Annotated in this window: 11 protein-coding genes and 1 pseudogene; 6 read left to right on the top strand and 6 right to left on the bottom strand. The window is 36.0% G+C overall.

Annotation, left to right across the window (positions count from 1 at the left end; all coding sequences use genetic code 11):
• Positions 1 to 126 precede the first annotated feature (126 nt).
• Positions 127 to 1,134 (bottom strand): serine hydrolase domain-containing protein, encoded by a 1,008-nt coding sequence (locus tag B6K90_RS01580; protein WP_088010786.1) that lies wholly within the window; start codon positions 1,132 to 1,134, stop codon positions 127 to 129.
• A 440-nt stretch (positions 1,135 to 1,574) separates the two neighbouring features.
• On the opposite strand from B6K90_RS01580, the pseudogene B6K90_RS01575 reads away from it, so the two are divergent.
• The 6 genes and pseudogenes from B6K90_RS01575 (at position 1,575) to B6K90_RS01550 (ending at position 10,096) form a co-directional block, all read left to right on the top strand.
• Positions 1,575 to 2,276, top strand: a pseudogene (locus tag B6K90_RS01575) (SDR family NAD(P)-dependent oxidoreductase).
• Positions 2,277 to 2,756: 480 nt separating this feature from the next.
• Positions 2,757 to 4,931, top strand: coding sequence for a beta-propeller fold lactonase family protein (locus tag B6K90_RS01570; protein ID WP_139840662.1), 2,175 nt, complete (start codon positions 2,757 to 2,759; stop codon positions 4,929 to 4,931).
• A 734-nt stretch (positions 4,932 to 5,665) separates the two neighbouring features.
• The gene (locus B6K90_RS01565) at positions 5,666 to 6,844 is read left to right on the top strand and encodes an MFS transporter (protein ID WP_174567628.1); all 1,179 of its coding nucleotides are present in this window, start codon (positions 5,666 to 5,668) and stop codon (positions 6,842 to 6,844) included.
• On the top strand, positions 6,841 to 8,967 hold the full coding sequence (gene fdhF, locus B6K90_RS01560; RefSeq protein WP_088010784.1) for a formate dehydrogenase subunit alpha: 2,127 nt from the start codon (positions 6,841 to 6,843) through the stop codon (positions 8,965 to 8,967). Before B6K90_RS01565 ends, fdhF begins: the two co-directional genes overlap by 4 nt.
• A gap of 22 nt (positions 8,968 to 8,989) precedes the next feature.
• Positions 8,990 to 9,529, top strand: coding sequence for a 4Fe-4S dicluster domain-containing protein (locus B6K90_RS01555; protein WP_088010783.1), 540 nt, complete (start codon positions 8,990 to 8,992; stop codon positions 9,527 to 9,529).
• Between the two features lie 33 nt (positions 9,530 to 9,562).
• Positions 9,563 to 10,096: a Rieske 2Fe-2S domain-containing protein gene (locus B6K90_RS01550; protein ID WP_088010782.1), complete on the top strand. Its 534-nt coding sequence runs from the start codon at positions 9,563 to 9,565 to the stop codon at positions 10,094 to 10,096.
• 311 nt (positions 10,097 to 10,407) lie between these two features.
• Here the strand turns inward: B6K90_RS01550 and B6K90_RS01540 are convergent, their stop codons facing one another.
• The 5 genes from B6K90_RS01540 to B6K90_RS01520 form a co-directional block, all read right to left on the bottom strand.
• On the bottom strand, positions 10,408 to 10,944 hold the full coding sequence (locus B6K90_RS01540) for a hypothetical protein (RefSeq protein ID WP_088010780.1): 537 nt from the start codon (positions 10,942 to 10,944) through the stop codon (positions 10,408 to 10,410).
• Between the two features lie 226 nt (positions 10,945 to 11,170).
• Positions 11,171 to 12,358 carry a nitrate/nitrite transporter gene (locus B6K90_RS01535; protein WP_088010779.1) on the bottom strand — a complete coding sequence of 396 codons (1,188 nt, stop codon included), beginning with the start codon at positions 12,356 to 12,358 and terminating at the stop codon, positions 11,171 to 11,173.
• Between the two features lie 230 nt (positions 12,359 to 12,588).
• Positions 12,589 to 13,305, bottom strand: coding sequence for a Crp/Fnr family transcriptional regulator (locus B6K90_RS01530; RefSeq protein ID WP_088010778.1), 717 nt, complete (start codon positions 13,303 to 13,305; stop codon positions 12,589 to 12,591).
• Between the two features lie 363 nt (positions 13,306 to 13,668).
• Positions 13,669 to 14,958 carry a hydroxylamine reductase gene (gene hcp / locus B6K90_RS01525; RefSeq protein WP_088010777.1) on the bottom strand — a complete coding sequence of 430 codons (1,290 nt, stop codon included), beginning with the start codon at positions 14,956 to 14,958 and terminating at the stop codon, positions 13,669 to 13,671.
• Between the two features lie 386 nt (positions 14,959 to 15,344).
• On the bottom strand, positions 15,345 to 16,424 hold the full coding sequence (locus B6K90_RS01520) for a glycerophosphodiester phosphodiesterase (protein ID WP_088010776.1): 1,080 nt from the start codon (positions 16,422 to 16,424) through the stop codon (positions 15,345 to 15,347).
• Between the last annotated feature and the right edge of the window lie 38 nt (positions 16,425 to 16,462).

Below are 16,462 nucleotides of genomic sequence, written 5' to 3'. Positions count from 1 at the left end.
GGCAGTCAAGTTCTTTATGAAATATGACTTTCATGGATTAAAGTAACTTAAAAAAATCCTTCCATTTTGGAAGGATTTTTTTGTTCATCTTGTACAACTAAACATGAGTTAGTTCATAATTTTGTACTATTCCGCAATTGTATCAACTATCAAATTACTAAATTCCCTTAAATAATAGAGGTAATTATCTCCACCATAGTTATATTTTTTGTTATACATTTTAGCAACAACCACATTATATTTAGGAATTACTAGAACAGTTGGACCTGTTATACCTAAAATTTGATAAGATCCTTGTGGTACTCTATCACCAATCTCGCTATTTTTGCTTGATGTATCTTGAACATACCAAAATAACCCATTTTGTGGTAAATCTTGATTTTTATAATTAAGATTTTGAACTTGAGTAGCTATTTCAATAACTTCTGTAGGGACTATTTGCTTTCCATTTATTTTTCCTTTGTTCAAATGAAGATTACCCCAGAATGTAAATTCTCTAGTGGAAACATGAAGGTTAGACTCGGAACCATCCTTTGAATCTCCTAATTTAAATATAGCTTCTTTGTTAGGATTATCAATTACTTTTACTAAATTCTTATTTCCTCTTGTTTCCCAACTTGTTTCCTTAAATCCTAGTGGTGTAAAGACTCTTTCTTTTAATAATTCTGGAAAGCTTTTGCCATAAAGTTTTTTTATTAAATTTGTCATCATTAATACGTTAATTCCTCTATAAGCCCACCCTTGACCTGGTTCAAATTCTCTAAAAATAGATCCTTCATCAGTCTCACTTAAACCATGTGAATGTGTAACTAAATGTCTAATAGTTGTTTTTCCTAGTAATTCTTCATCAAAATCATCAAAATATTCAATAGCAAAATCATCAAGGTTTTTAATTTTACCTTCGTATAGCGCAAATGCAACTGCTAATCCTAAATAACTTTTTCTTGCAGAAGCAACATTAAACTGAGATGTTGCAGATACTGGTTTAGAAAGATCAGTATTACTGTGAAACCCATTATAATTTTCAAGTACGATATTATTATCTTTCATAATTATTAAAGCTGAAGCCGAACTTTGATTTCTTACTTTTATATCCTCGACCCAATCTATTATTTTCTTGAATTTATCACTCATTTTTTATTCTCCTATATTACTTTTAATTTTATAAATTCAACTTCTAACTAAGATTTCCTTGTTCACATTTGTGGCAATTTTTATTAGGCAGGAATACTCAGTAAATATATGGAATTACTTAAAGTGAAAATTGGTAAAATTTACCGATTTTATGTATGATACGAAGAATGTATATAAATATATTTATGAAATCATTAAAGAATGGGATTCTGAAAGGGTGAGGACTGTTGAAATTAGCAATCGATCTTAACGGAGAGATTGAAATTTACATTGCTATAAAGTAATGGATTCTGCAACTAACGAATTCGTTAATTGAACGACACGATTGGCAAAGTCGATTTTTTTATTGAATTGAATGTAAGGATAGTTAAATATGAAAAAGTATAATATTCAGACGAATGTATTAGGCTATGATGTTAATCTTAAAGGAAGGAATTTTAATGAATATATTGATTACGGGAGGAAATCGAGGATTAGGATTAGAATTAGTACGAGTATTTCATAAAAATGGTCATACGGTTTTTCCAGTTGTAAGAAGTAAGGAATCTCTAACTTTCCTTATAGAATTGTTTAAAGAAAAATGTCATCCCATATACGCTGATATTAGTAAATATGAAAGTGTTAAAGGTATAGCTTCTCGACTAAGTTTTTACACCAACAGTCTTGATATTGTAATAAATAATGCAGGTATTCCAGGAGAAACATATGAAATTGAGAATGTAACCACAAAAGAATTAATGAATCTATACAATGTTCATTGTTTAGGGGTAGTTAGAACTGTTCAAGCAACATTAAGTTTTTTAAGTGAGTCTACAAATCCACGGATTATTAATATTTCATCACGTTTAGGTTCGTTATCTAAAATGGGCAGAGATGAATTTCCAAAAGGGAAGTTTTCTTACTCATATAGGATCGCTAAAGCAGCACAAAATATGCTTACACTTTGTTTAAATCAAGAGTTAGAGGATAAACCAATCTCAGTAACTGCTATTCATCCAGGTAAGGTACAAACTTCAATTGGGGGCTTATGATGCAGATAGTAGTCCAGAGGATGCTCCCAATAGAATCTATATTTACTCTTAAATTCTAAAAAAGATATATCGGGTAAGTTTTTAGAACTCTTAGTTAATGAAATGAACTGAACTGGTAGTATAAAAACGTACTAACCTATGAAGGTAGAAGATATTATTCCTTATTCAGCTAGCGCATGTATTAGTTGTACAAAGATAGGCTACTTCGGTAGTCTATTTTTTTGCTCTATATGGCAGGAAAGACGGATTTACTATTCAAAATATTTTAGGAAAACAGGGACACGCTACACTTAAAATTGGCGATAGTGTTATAGCAACGATGAAGATGGCATAGAACGTACAAATTGTAGATGAGTAAACGAAGGATTGGAGAGGGACATGGAATTTAACTACTACATCGCACAAAAAAATCTAAAAAATACTGTACAAACTATTACTAAAAATCAAAAATACTATATTTTATAAAAATGAAATCTAGTATATAGAGTTTTTTTACAAAAATTAATAGTAATAGTATTAAAATCCAAACAGGCTTGTACTCTATTAAATAATATAAACAGTACGACAATAATTTTATGGAGGTGTATCTATTTGCCATTTCCACCAGGCCCACCAGGGCAACCAACCCCACCAGGCCCAACTGGTCCATTTCCACCAGCTCCTCCAGGGCCGACAGGGATCACAGGTCCAACAGGAGCAACAGGAGCAGATGGAGCAACCGGAGCAACAGGATTAACAGGAGCAACAGGAGCGACAGGAGCAGATGGAGCAACAGGAGCGACAGGAGCAGATGGAGCAACAGGAGCAACGGGAGCGACAGGAGCAGATGGAGCAACAGGAGCAACAGGAGCAACGGGAGCGACAGGAGCAGATGGAGCAACAGGAGCGACAGGAGCAGATGGAGCAACAGGAGCAGATGGAGCAACGGGAGCGACAGGAGCAGATGGAGCAACGGGAGCGACAGGAGCAGATGGAGCAACGGGAGCGACAGGAGCAGATGGAGCAACGGGAGCGACAGGAGCAGATGGAGCAACGGGAGCGACAGGAGCAGATGGAGCAACGGGAGCGACAGGAGCAGATGGAGCAACGGGAGCGACAGGAGCAGATGGAGCAACGGGAGCAGATGGAGCAGATGGAGCAACAGGAGCGACAGGAGCAACCGGAGCAACCGGAGCAGATGGAGCAACAGGAGCGACAGGAGCAGATGGAGCAACGGGAGCGACAGGAGCAGATGGAGCAACGGGAGCGACAGGAGCAGATGGAGCAACGGGAGCGACAGGAACAGATGGGGCAACAGGAGCAACAGGAGCAGATGGAGCAACAGGAGCGACAGGAGCAACCGGAGCAACCGGAGCAACCGGAGCAACCGGAGCAACCGGAGCAGATGGAGCAACAGGAGCGACAGGAGCAGATGGAGCAACGGGAGCGACAGGAGCGACAGGAGCAACAGGAGCAATAGGAGCAGATGGAGCAACAGGAGCGACAGGAGCAGATGGAGCAACGGGAGCGACAGGAGCAGATGGGGCAACAGGAGCAACAGGAGCAACAGGAGCAGATGGAGCAACAGGAGCAACCGGAGCAGATGGAGCAACGGGAGCGACAGGAGCAGATGGAGCAGATGGAGCAACGGGAGCGACAGGAGCAAATGGAGCAACAGGAGCAACGGGAGCGACAGGAGCAAATGGAGCAACAGGAGCAGATGGAGCAACGGGAGCGACAGGAGCAGATGGAGCAACGGGAGCGACAGGAGCAGATGGAGCAACGGGAGCGACAGGAGCAGATGGAGCAACGGGAGCGACAGGAGCAGATGGGGCAACAGGAGCAACAGGAGCAACAGGAGTAGATGGAGCGACAGGAGCAACTGGACCAGCGTTCGCACCAACAATTAATCGAATTTATGTATCTAACACAAATAGTAACGATGTATCAGTCATAGATGGAAATACAAATTCTGTCATTGCTACAGTACCGGTAGGAACAACCCCAAGAGGTGTAGCCGTAAATCCAGTTACGAACAGAATTTACGTGGCTAATTTTGCAAGTGATAATGTCTCAGTAATTGATGGAGATACAAATACAGTTATAGCTACAATCCCAGTAGGAACTGGTCCAGATGAAGTAGCTGTAAATCCTATTACAAACCGACTATACGTTTCGAATCAAGGGTCAGATAATGTTACAGTAATTGATGGAAGTACAAATTTATTAATTACGACACTGACAGTAGGTGATGGACCATCTGGTATTAAAGTCAATACGAATACGAATGAAATTTACGTTGCAAACAAGTTTAGTGATAATGTCAGTGTAATTGATGGAAACTTAAATTCAGTCATAACTACCATTACAGTTGGTACTGCACCAGAAGATGTAGGAGTAAATCCAAACACGAATCGAATTTACACTGCAAATTCAGGTAGCAATGATGTTACAGTAATCGATGGAAATACGAATACTGTTTTAACAACAGTTGCAGTTGGTACAGTACCTATTGCTTTAGGTGTAAATAAAAATTCAAACCGTATATATGTAGCAAACCAAACCGCTTTTACTGTTTCAGTAATCGATGGAAATAGTAATACAGTTATTGCTACTTTAAATACAGGTCTTGGCCCACGTGGTGTAGGTATTAATCCAAATACAAACAAAATTTACGTGGCTGACGAGAATGCTGACAATTTAGGAGTATATAGTGGACCTTCTAACTCTGCTGAAACTTTTATAGGAACAGGAGATGGTCCATTTGGTGTAGATGTTAATCCATAACATAATTTTTAGATGGAATAAAGGATTAACTGTTTTTATTACCAGGATGATGAAAGTATAATAGAAGAAATAAGTAGGTAGTTAAATTGCTCTTTATTACGATTAATTTTTTATTAATGTAATAGAGCTTTTTTAATTCCACTTTTTTAAGATATATTTAGGAACTTGCATTATGGATACCATGAATGAATTTGTAGAAATCTTGTTGAACTAACGAATCAGTTAGTTCAATAAGATTAGCAACAATTTTTTATAACAAAGCCTTTATTTCAAGTTCTATAATATAATAGGTCTATATAGAAATTAATCTCAAACATAATTAATCTATTACACTTCAATTATAAGTCTTTAAATGAAACAGATAACAGAAAACCCTTAAAGTGTTTCAGGATGAGATAATAAGGGTGCAATACTAGTTTTTTTGTTTTTGCACATACTGCCCATTTATATGTTCATTATAGAAAAGCGACTTCTGCTAATTGAAGTCGCTATTTTTGTATATTTCAATCCTTATCCCTTATAACATTTAAATGGATCGATAATCTCCCAATCAGCTAACAAATTGACCCCGCATTTTACAAATTTTAAGAGCCAGTTGTGTGATGTATTTCACAGTCTTGGAATTAGTCTTTCTGTACAATTATGACAAAGAAGAAGACTTCATCATGTATCCAATTTTATCAATTAAACAGACACTTCGATGTTAAAAAATTCACATGGAGGTTGAACATGATATGAGAAATTCCCTCGAGCGCTCATTTTACTCAAAAAGCAGTATGTATTCATTTTTTATTATTTTGCTTCTACTCTTTACAACGTGGGTTGGAACGGACCGGTTTTTACACTTCGATATGGCATTAATGGGTTATTTTATTTCTTCGCTCATTTTTGCAGTAGGCCTAACGATTAGGATGTCTGCATGGCTTATCAGGCCAGCAACAAACCAGGTCATAAAGCGTAGTTTGAAAAATTTAAAACAAAATTCAAGAAAAAAACGGAATTTAACATCTATCGCCAAAACAGCATTTGAAAATATTTTCTTACAGAAATTTATTTTTAAAAGAGGTATTTACAGAGGTGTACAACATTTACTAATTTCTTGGGGATGCATTGGTTCCTTTGCAATCACCTTTGGTTTGACATTTGGCTGGATGCACTTTGAACTTGTAGATCCAAATACCTACACAATTGTCGTTATGGGTGTTGATACCATTTCAATGGCAGCACACGGTATATTCGCTGAAATGGTTTACAACGGATTAAACATTACAGCTGTTATGGTACTTATTGGTGTAATCATGGCAATCGCAAGAAGAATAGTGAGTCAAGATGTAAAAGTGACACAACGTGCTGAATTTGATTTATTACCTTTATATTTATTGCTAGCTGTAACAGTGTCAGGACTCATATTAACTGTTTCATATTCACTTTTAGATGGTTGGTTGCACCATTACTTAACACTTATTCACCAATTGACAGTTGTTATTTTACTTATCTATTTTCCATTCGGAAAGTTATTTCATTTACCAATCCGTCCATTAGCAACAGCAGTACCAATGAACTATCAACAAGAACTTATGGTGTATACAAGGCCTTGTAAAAGATGTGGGAAACTCTATAGTTCTGATGATCAAATTAGCGATGTAAAAGATATATTAGCTGCCCAAAGCTTTGATTTACAACTTGAAGATAGAAGTTATCTCTCAGACTACTGTTTACCATGTCGAAGAAGAATCAGAGTCATGAAGCAGCTAAATTCAAAGCCACATCTTAAAAGTGGTGATCCTATATCTACATTAAATGGAATTCAAATGTCTGGTTTTAGTAAAAACAGATCAGATGATTATTATCGTTTTCCAGAGGAAGTACAAGAAAATATTAATTTATATAACAAAGGGGATCATGAAGAATGAGCCAATACATTGTCAAAGAAGGTGTTAAAAACCTTCATAAACCGGGAGAAAAGTTAATTACTACCCATTGTTGTTATTGTGGAATGCAATGTGGAATGCATATTCGTGTGAATGAGAAGTCAGGAAAAGTAGTTGGGGTAGAGCCAAGGTATGACTGGCCAGTTACAAAAGGAAAAATGTGCCCAAAAGGGGTAACCGCATACCAAACTGTTGAGCACGATGAACGAATCCTTACTCCACTTATTAAGAAAAACGGAGAATTTGTTAAAGCTACTTGGAATGAAGCGCTAGACCTTATTGAAGAAAACTTTAAGCGAATACAAAAAGAAAGTGGAAGAGATGCTTTATCTGTTTTTGGTGGAGTATCTATGACTAATGAGAAATGCTATTTAGTAGGTAAATATGCGAGAGTTGGTCTTGGTACCAGGTTTATCGACTACAATGGTCGATTCTGTATGAGCTCTGCAGCAGGGGGATTCATTAAGACACTCGGAACTGACAGAGGTTCAACCCTTCCGTGGACTGAATTAGAACATACAGACTGTTTCTTTATTGCTGGTTCAAATACCGCTGAGTGTCATCCAACGAGCATCCAATGGTTGTGGAGAGCAAAGGACAAGGGAGCTAAACTGATTGTGGCAGATCCACGGGAGACTCCAACAGCGCGTGTTGCAGATGTACATTTGGATCTTAAGCCAGGTACAGATTCTGCATTGGCGAACGGAATACTTCATCTACTCATTAAAAATGACTACGTAGATCAAGTCTATGTAAATGAGAGATGTAATAATTTTGAAGAACTTAAGAAAACAGTTGAAAAGTTCAAACCTGAATTTACTTCAAAGATAACAGGCGTGTCGGTTGGAAAAATCGTAAAAGCTGCTCATATTTATGGACTATCTCAAAAATCAGTTGTTATGTTTGCGAGAGGTGTAGAACAACAGTCAAAAGGTGTAGATAACGTTTCACTTTATACATCGATGGCACTGCTTAGGGGACAAATAGGTAAATTTGCTTCTGGTGTTGCTACTTTTACGGGTCAGGGAAATGGTCAAGGAGGAAGAGAGCACGGGCAAAAAGCCGACCTTTTACCAGGATATAGAAAGCTTACAGATAAAGAAGCAGTGAAGTATGTATCAAAAGTATGGGGAATCGATCCAAGCGAAATGCCAAAGCCAGGTGTTTCTGCATATGAAATGTTCGATGAAATTCAGAAAGGTAACATTCGTGGTATGCATGTTATTTGTAGTAACCCAGCAGTCTCTGCACCGAATCTTGAACATATTTGGAACGGGTTTAGGAAGCTGGATTTTCTAGTTGTCAGTGATTTCTTCTTATCTGAAACAGCAGAGTTTGCTGATGTAGTATTACCAGCTACTACTTGGGCAGAGGATGAAGGAACAACAACAAACCTCGAAGGTCGAGTAATCCGAATCCGTAAAGTAAGAGAACCTTTAGGTGAATCAAAGCCAGATTGGAAGATTGTGAGCTTAATTGCAGAACGAATGGGCAAAGGTAAATATTTTTCATATCAAAATGCCAAAGAAGTTTTTGAAGAGTTTCGATTAGCCACTAAAGGTGGGAAAGCAGACTATTACGGAATAACATGGGATCGAATTGATAATGAAGACGGAGTATTTTGGCCTTGTCCTTCCGAAGACCATCCGGGCACTCCAACGATGTTTATAGACCAGTTTGGAACGCCAGACGGTAAAGCAAACCTACCAATTGTAGAATGGAAGGAAGCAGGTGAAATTCCAACGAAGGAGTATCCTTTGTTCTTAACTACAGGAAGGGTAGTGTTTCACTATTTATCTGGTGCTCAAACAAGAAGAGTCAAGTTTCTTATGGAACAATGTCCTGAGCCATTTGCTGAGATGCATCCGGCACTTGCAAGCCAATATGGATTAGAAGATGGCGAGCTTGTAAAGTTAATAACACCACGTTCCCAAATGATAGTTAAAACGAAATTAACAAAAGCAACGAGAAGGGATACGGTATTTGTTCCATATCATTGGGGAAAAGAATTAGCGGTCAATCAATTAACCAATCCATGTTTAGATCCGATTTCGAGAATGCCAGAATTTAAAGTATGCTCACTGAAGATTGAGAAATATAAATAACTTTAGCAAGGAGTCGGGATTGATGAATAAAATCATGTATTTAGAATTTGAGCGATGTATTGGATGTCGTTCATGTCAAGCAGCTTGCCGAGAATGCGGTGATCATGACGCAAGAGAAAGAAACTATGTAGAATATGTTGATTTCATGGAAAGTCGTCAAACCTTTCCGATGCTTTGTATGCAATGTAAAGATCCAGCGTGTGCACGTGTTTGTCCCGCGAATGCCATTCAAATAACTGAAGAAGGTGTAGTTCTTTCAGCTATGGAAGAGAAATGCATAGGTTGCAGGAATTGTACTTTTGGATGTCCGTTTGGTATTCCTAAGTTCGATTTTAAAGAAAATAAAATGTACAAATGTGACATGTGCTACGATCGCTCAAAATACGATATTGCACCAATGTGTGCTTCTGTATGTCCTAGTGATGCGATTCGTTTTATTGATTTTGATGAAATGCAGCAGCTGCGTAGAAAAAGATCTCAGATGAACCTAGTTGAAGGTAAAAAACCACAAGAAGGAAATAAGTGGGAATACGTTCCAGAATTCTTTGGAGTGTATACGTAAGTAAGATCATGTAAGGCGAAAGGAGACGTACCTATGCCTCAAGATAGTAAAGGGAAACGAAATGTAATAGAAACAAAAGATGATATGATTAACTTAATCGATAACTTAAACAGGAATGAAGATTTAAAATTAAATAGAAGATCTTTTCTAAAGTCCGTTGTAGGTGCTTCCGTTACTCTAGGATTAGCAACTGTTCCATTTTCAGCTATTGCCCTCAATAATAAGAAAGATGATTCGAACAGAAAAAAGATTATAAGATTAAAAGAATTACCAAAAGATAGTTCAATGAACTTTAACTATCCAACAGCTGATGAACCTGCGATACTAGTACACACAAAAGATGGTAAACTAAAAGCTTATAATAATAAATGCACTCATTTACAATGTCCTGTTTTTTATGATAAGGAAGAATCAAAGCTATTGTGTCCTTGTCACCGTGGATTTTTTAGCGTGAATAATGGTCAGCCTCTAGCTGGCCCACCTCAGCGTGAATTACCACTGATAGAATTAGAAGTAATAAATGATGTTGTTTACGCAGTAGGAAGGAAAGTTCGTCATGGTTCATAAAAAATATTGGATAATCATATTTATAACCCTATTTGTTAACGTGGTGATGCTTCAATGGACGATCGAGTCTTTTTATGGAGAAAAATATGAACATGTTAAGCTATTTACTGTTATAGGCGTTCTTTCTTCTATAGTTTGCTTTCTAACTTACTTAAAATGGAGAAAGCAAGAATATCAAAAATAATCAAGGTTAACAGATAGAATGTATGCATGGAAGTAATAATAAAAATCCCTGGGTTTAAAAAAACTGGGGGATTTTTACTTATGATTTTACTAGTTATATTATGTTTAAAATAGATTAAGTTTTTAAGTTACCACTCGTTTGTTGCTTCAATTAATAAATTGCTTCCTTTAAAGGATCTCTCACCAAAATGTGTAATCAAAGTACATTCTGAAATAGATGATGTTTGTTCATCCATTATGTAGCTTATAAACATACCAGAGGCAATTTCTTTCTTTGTTTCATCGAATACTCGTACTTTTTTTCCTTCTAAACTATGTAGTTTCGCTTTTTGAAGAAAGGAGACCCAATAATTCCAATTTGTAATGATGTAAGCTCCTTCTCCATTAATTAAGTAGCCTAATAAACTTTGAGAATCATTATATTTAGCATTAAGAACTAGAATAAGATTTTTAATAATATCGTGTACGATTGTATATTGTTTTAGATTTAATTGTGGAGAAAAATTAATTTTTAAAGATCCTTTGTTGGAATCTACGACACCTTCTAATTTAATGTTACTGTTTGTGTAAAAATACGTTCCGTCTTGTATTCTAAACCCATTCATATGAAGGGTATGTTCGATAGATTTATCAGGGCTAATAGCATGTAATTTAACAGTTAACATGATCAGTTTCTCCTCCTGTGACTTTATCACTAACGTTCGATTCATCTATTATTATAGAAGAAACGGTAGAAATCTCATGTGACATTTATTACAGGTAAGTGTGGGAATAGTATGACAAGCATAGTTAATCACACAAAAAAGAAAGTGGTCTACAGTAATTAGACCACCGTTCCTTTAATCAACAAAAGATTTACTTTTTGAATTACTCCCTGTTCACTTGTTACCATCATTGCTTAGATATATTTTCTAGTATTTTATATTCCATTTTCAATTTTTCACGGTAAGTCATCCATACAACAATAACAAAACTGAGAAGCGCAAACTCAGATAATGCCATAAATCCAATCGCATAATGTCCTGTCAAGCTAAACACAGATGTTAAAACTAATGGAGGAAAGAACCCACCTAAACCTCCCATAGCAGCAACTAAACCATTTACAATTCCGGCTTGTTTTGTAAAGTAGAGTGGTACTAATTTAAAAATTATACCGTTTCCGATCCCTGCACAAACTGCTACTAATAAAACTCCTACTGTGTATAGTTTAATAGTAGGCGAAAAAGATAATAGAACTCCTGAGAATGTTAGCCCCCCAAAGACAAACAATAATATATTGAAAGCATTGTATTTATCTGAAAGAAGGCCACCGATTGGTCGGAAAAATGTTGCTAGAGCAATGAATCCAGCTGTACGTATACCAGCGTCAACAGGACTTAAATTAAAATTATTAACTAAGAAATTTGGTAAATAGATTGTAAATGCAACAAATGATCCGAAAGTAATGAAATAGAATAAATTAAGTGCCCATAAAGTTGAATTACGATAAACCTCTTTTACCTGCTTTATAATCGGAACATTTACTTTCTTCTCACTTTTATCACCGAACAGAAAGTTTAATAGGGCAAACACAATTAATAATACTAAATAAAATCTGACCGTTGTTTCCCAGCCAAATGATTTAGCCAAAACAGGTGCAGAAAAAGTAGTAATGGCTGTACCAATATTACCAGATCCATAGATTCCATTCACAAAACCATGTTTATGTGAAGGGTAATACTTTGGCAGTGAAGTTACTCCGATTGAAAAGGTTGCCCCACCTATTCCAACGAACAATCCTCCGATAACTAAATCTAAAAGACAATCGGCATGACTAATGAAGAATACAGGAAATAAAAGAGCAAGAAAACAGCTTGTGAAAATGGGTCTGGCTCCAAATCGATTTGTGTAATACCCGATTGGAATACGTAGAATGCTTCCTAAGATTACAGGGATGGCCGTGGCTAGTGCGACTTGACCATTTGTTAATTCAATATCTTGCCGAATATTTGGCATTAGTGAAGAAATGAGTACCCACACCATGAACCCCACGATGAGACTTGATGTTTGAAGAGGTAATTGAATTTTAGAACCTTGCATATAATGATGCCCCTTTCAATGGATCAATAATAAAATTTACTAAGTAAATATTATCAATCCATCGAAAGAAATGTTGTGAAGTATATCACACAAATGAGGCTAGGATGAATAATTTATTTAAAACATTTGAACCTAAGTTAAGGCTATTTAATAAAACGATTTTAATAAATTCATATAAAGACACATGCAATAACTTAATTTATAAATAGTCTTATAGAGTACTAAGAGTACTAATCTATGTTACAAATATCTTTTGGACAGTTATCACAGCCAATTTCATTTTTAAGAAATTGTAAGTCTTTGATGATAATTTTTCCATCGAAAGAATAACTAATAACATTATTTTTCTTTAAATGGCTTAACATCCGATTAACACTTTCTCTAGTAGCAGCACAAAACTTAGCCAGGTCTTGATTGGTAAGGTGAATATTAAGAAGAATTCCGTTTTCTTGTAACTCTCCATAAGAGTTTGATATACGGATGAGTGTAGAATAAAGTGCGCCTTTTTTACCATTTAATACTAAGTCACGAATCTTTGATTGATTTTTTCTAAGGTGAGTAGAAATCCATTTCATAAATTCAAATGTCAATGGAGCATCGTTAATTAGTTTTTTTTCTAAGATATCTTTAGGGATAACCTGCACTTCTGCTGCTTCTAAAGCGTAAGCGCTAAGCATATAGTTCGGATTCTCTGAAAAGAGAGTTAATTCTCCAATTAAGTCGTCTTTTTTACAAATGCGAAGATTTAATTCATCACCGTATATAGTTAGCTTACTTATTTGGATCATTCCTGATTTAATTATATACAATTCTTTCGCATCTTCTCCTTCTTGAAATAAGAAGGTACCTTTTTTTACTGAACGAGTCGTTCCGATTGACTGTAATAAGGAAGCCAAGTCTTCAGAAACGATTGAAAGGTCACTTTTTCTTTTGATATTTTTTTCCATCAAAGTATCTCCGCTCCGTTAAAGTTGAACACCATTGTATTTATCAAGAAAACATTTATTACTATAATACCATGCTATTCAAAAGCATAGAACTCTAAGGATATAGAATAAGAAAAGTTTGATGTGGTAGTAGGCTAAATCGCTATAGAAGGGAATGACTTAAGGAAGATGATATGTTCTGGCGTTACAGATAATTACATTTTAGCAACAATTCAATCAATACGGGAAAAACGAGATGATCGATACTTTGAGCTCAGTTGTTCATCTTATTCATTTATTTATAGTAGAAATAAGAACATTGAAACAGAAATAAACATAAAAAAAACTTCCCATGTAAGAGAAGTTCTTTGTTCATTTAGGAAATTATCCTTGTAAAATAGTATTCAAATCTTCTTTTGCATTAGTAATTAATTTTAAGCCAAATGCATCAACTAATACTTTTAAAACTCCTTCATTAATAAAGTCAGGTGCTTTTGGTCCGATTCGAATATCTTGGATGCCAATACTAAATAGCCCTAATAATATGGCTACAGCTTTTTGTTCAAACCAAGAAAGTATAATGCTAACTGGCAATTCATTGACACTACAATGAAAGCTTTTTGCTAAAGCGGCCGCAATTTTAATTGTGGAAATTGAATTATTGCATTGCCCTAAATCTATAAATCTAGGAATGCTAGTACCAGTTATTGTACCGTAATCTACATCATTAAAACAGAATTTACCGCAAGATGTTGTTAAAATTACTGTATCATTTGGTAAAGAAGTGACAAGTTCACGATAATATTCTCCACCTTTTCCTGGGGCGTCACATCCTGCTACAACAAAGAACCGTTGAATTTTCCCATTTTTTACAGCTTCTACAATTTCAGGAGCTATAGACAAAACTGTTTCGTGATGGTAACCAGTTGTCATTACTTCTTTTGATTCCATATTTGCTTCTGGTAGATCTAATGCACGTTGAATTAATGGGGAAAAATCTTCCCCTATAATCTTTGTTACACCTTCTAATCCAGCTACTTCATATGAGTAGAAACGATCTGCATAACTTCCCTTTATTGGCATCACACAGTTTGTGGTTGCTAAAATTGCTCCAGGGAATTTTTCAAATAACCGACGTTGATCAAACCAAGCTTTTCCGATGTTCCCTTTTAAATGTGTATATTTTTTCAATGCTGGATAACCGTGAGCTGGTAACATTTCTGAGTGGGTGTAAATATTTATACCTTTACCCTCTGACTGTTTTAACAATTCTTCTAATGCAAATAAATTGTGACCAGTCACTACAATGCATTTTCCTTCGATTTTATTAGAAGTAACTTGTACAGGTTCAGGAATTCCAAAATGCTTTGTATGAGCTTCATCTAATAGCTCCATTACCCGAATGGCTGCCTGACCTACTTTCATAGCCATATCAATGTGTTCTTGTAAGTTAAAATTAGAATTTGTTAAAGTCATATATAAAGCTTCATGTGTTACTTGATCAACAAATGGATCAGTATACCCTAATTGAGCTGCATGTGTGCGGTAAGCTGCAATTCCCTTTAATCCATAAACGATAGTATCTTGTAAACTTGCAATTGTTTCATCTTTTCCACATACACCGACAATCTTACAACCGCCATTCGGAGTTTGTTCACATTGGTTACAAAACATCATTCATCCCCCTAACTTTTACTAACCTTATTATAGGGCAGGATATAATCATTATTTGTGACTTAAATCACAGGATATTTCTAAGGAAATTGATCTATGGTTGAATACTTAACTATTTTATTGAACAAACTTTTACATTAGTTTAATTATGATGGAATTTGATTATTTAAGAAAAAAGGTAGGAGGGGATAGTTTGAGGACGAATATAACTCAGACTATTCTATACAACTAAAGCAGGTTTTAGTTGTATTTGATTCACTAAAGGCTGTCTAAATAGACAGCCTTTAGTTCTAACAGGAATTTATTTTTTATATGAGAATTTCTTTAAATATTATCACAAATTGTATATTGAGAGATTAATAGAGTATTTATAAGAAATCCGTGGATTACTTATCAGAGTAGCTTTTAGGTAACTTAAAATGATTCTGAGTCATCACATCACGTAGTCGGTCAGGGTAATCAGTAATGATTCCATCAACTCCATCATCAATCAACTTTTGCATAGTTGATTGGTCGTCAACTGTCCATGGAATAACTTTCATACCAAACTGGTGAGCTTCTTGAACCATACTTTTAGTAATATAAGGCGAATAGTTCGCGTCAGTTATTTTGCCATCTTGTGGGAAACCATGTACTGGAGAGATTGCGTCTACGCCTAATGAATGAGCAGCAGCAACGAGATTCCCATCAAAGTCATCAATATCAATTCCACCTAACCAAGGGGATTTACCGGGTTTGCCAGGTTGTAGAAATTCAGGTCCGTTCGTTAGCGCAACAAGAGGTAATCGAGGTTCAACTTCATGCATACGCTTGAGCGCACCCCAGTCAAAACTTTGGATTGACACTTGGTTTAGCATGCCGGCTTCACGAACTTGTTTGGCAACAATTTGAACGAATTCCTCGCGAGGAGCTGTCTGTTCAGGTGCTCCAGCTTCTACTTTTGTTTCAATATTCATCCACACTTTTTTAGCTTTGTATTGCTTTACAAGATCAAATATTTCAGTTAATAGTGGCATGTGAGCACCGGGACTCAGTTGCTGACCAGGGAATTGAGGTAGACCTTTTGAACCACAATCAAGCGTCCTTACTTGAGCTAGCGTTAAATCTTTTATGTATTTGCCAACGTATGGGTACTCAGTATCGCCAACGAATGCTGGTTTAGTGTCAGAGCATTTGTTACCTGTAATCTTACGGTCGTGTGTAATGACAGCTTGATGATCCTCAGTTATTTGTACATCTAGCTCAAGAGTACTTACGCCGAGTTCAAGTGCATGAGAGAATGAAGCTAAAGTTGACTCAACTGTAAGTCCTAGTCCTCCACGGTGCGCTTGAAGGTCAAATCCTTTTGGACCAAATGACTTTAGCGAATTCTTGTTCTCAGAAAGTGTTTGTGCTGAAACTTGACTAACTCCTGAATATACCATTAGTGATGTCATTGCTGCTAAAATTAATTTTTTCCCATTCATTTTTGATCATCTCCTCATATAAATCTATTACTCTATAA

This window comes from Gottfriedia acidiceleris, from assembly GCF_002128425.1.
Lineage (GTDB): Bacteria > Bacillota > Bacilli > Bacillales > Bacillaceae_G > Gottfriedia > Gottfriedia acidiceleris.
The sequence above is the reverse complement of the archived record's forward strand: the minus strand, read 5'-3'. Positions and strand labels throughout refer to the sequence as shown.

Excerpts from the sequence above, each read along its gene's own strand:
- B6K90_RS01580 (WP_088010786.1), bottom strand. The coding sequence starts at position 1,134 with ATGAGTGATAAATTCAAGAAAATAATAGATTGGGTCGAGGATATAAAA.
- B6K90_RS01565 (WP_174567628.1), top strand. The coding sequence starts at position 5,666 with ATGAGAAATTCCCTCGAGCGCTCATTTTACTCAAAAAGCAGTATGTAT.
- fdhF (WP_088010784.1), top strand. The coding sequence starts at position 6,841 with ATGAGCCAATACATTGTCAAAGAAGGTGTTAAAAACCTTCATAAACCG.
- B6K90_RS01555 (WP_088010783.1), top strand. The coding sequence starts at position 8,990 with ATGAATAAAATCATGTATTTAGAATTTGAGCGATGTATTGGATGTCGT.
- B6K90_RS01550 (WP_088010782.1), top strand. The coding sequence starts at position 9,563 with ATGCCTCAAGATAGTAAAGGGAAACGAAATGTAATAGAAACAAAAGAT.
- B6K90_RS01540 (WP_088010780.1), bottom strand. The coding sequence starts at position 10,944 with ATGTTAACTGTTAAATTACATGCTATTAGCCCTGATAAATCTATCGAA.
- B6K90_RS01535 (WP_088010779.1), bottom strand. The coding sequence starts at position 12,358 with ATGCAAGGTTCTAAAATTCAATTACCTCTTCAAACATCAAGTCTCATC.
- B6K90_RS01530 (WP_088010778.1), bottom strand. The coding sequence starts at position 13,305 with ATGGAAAAAAATATCAAAAGAAAAAGTGACCTTTCAATCGTTTCTGAA.
- hcp (WP_088010777.1), bottom strand. The coding sequence starts at position 14,958 with ATGTTTTGTAACCAATGTGAACAAACTCCGAATGGCGGTTGTAAGATT.
- B6K90_RS01520 (WP_088010776.1), bottom strand. The coding sequence starts at position 16,424 with ATGAATGGGAAAAAATTAATTTTAGCAGCAATGACATCACTAATGGTA.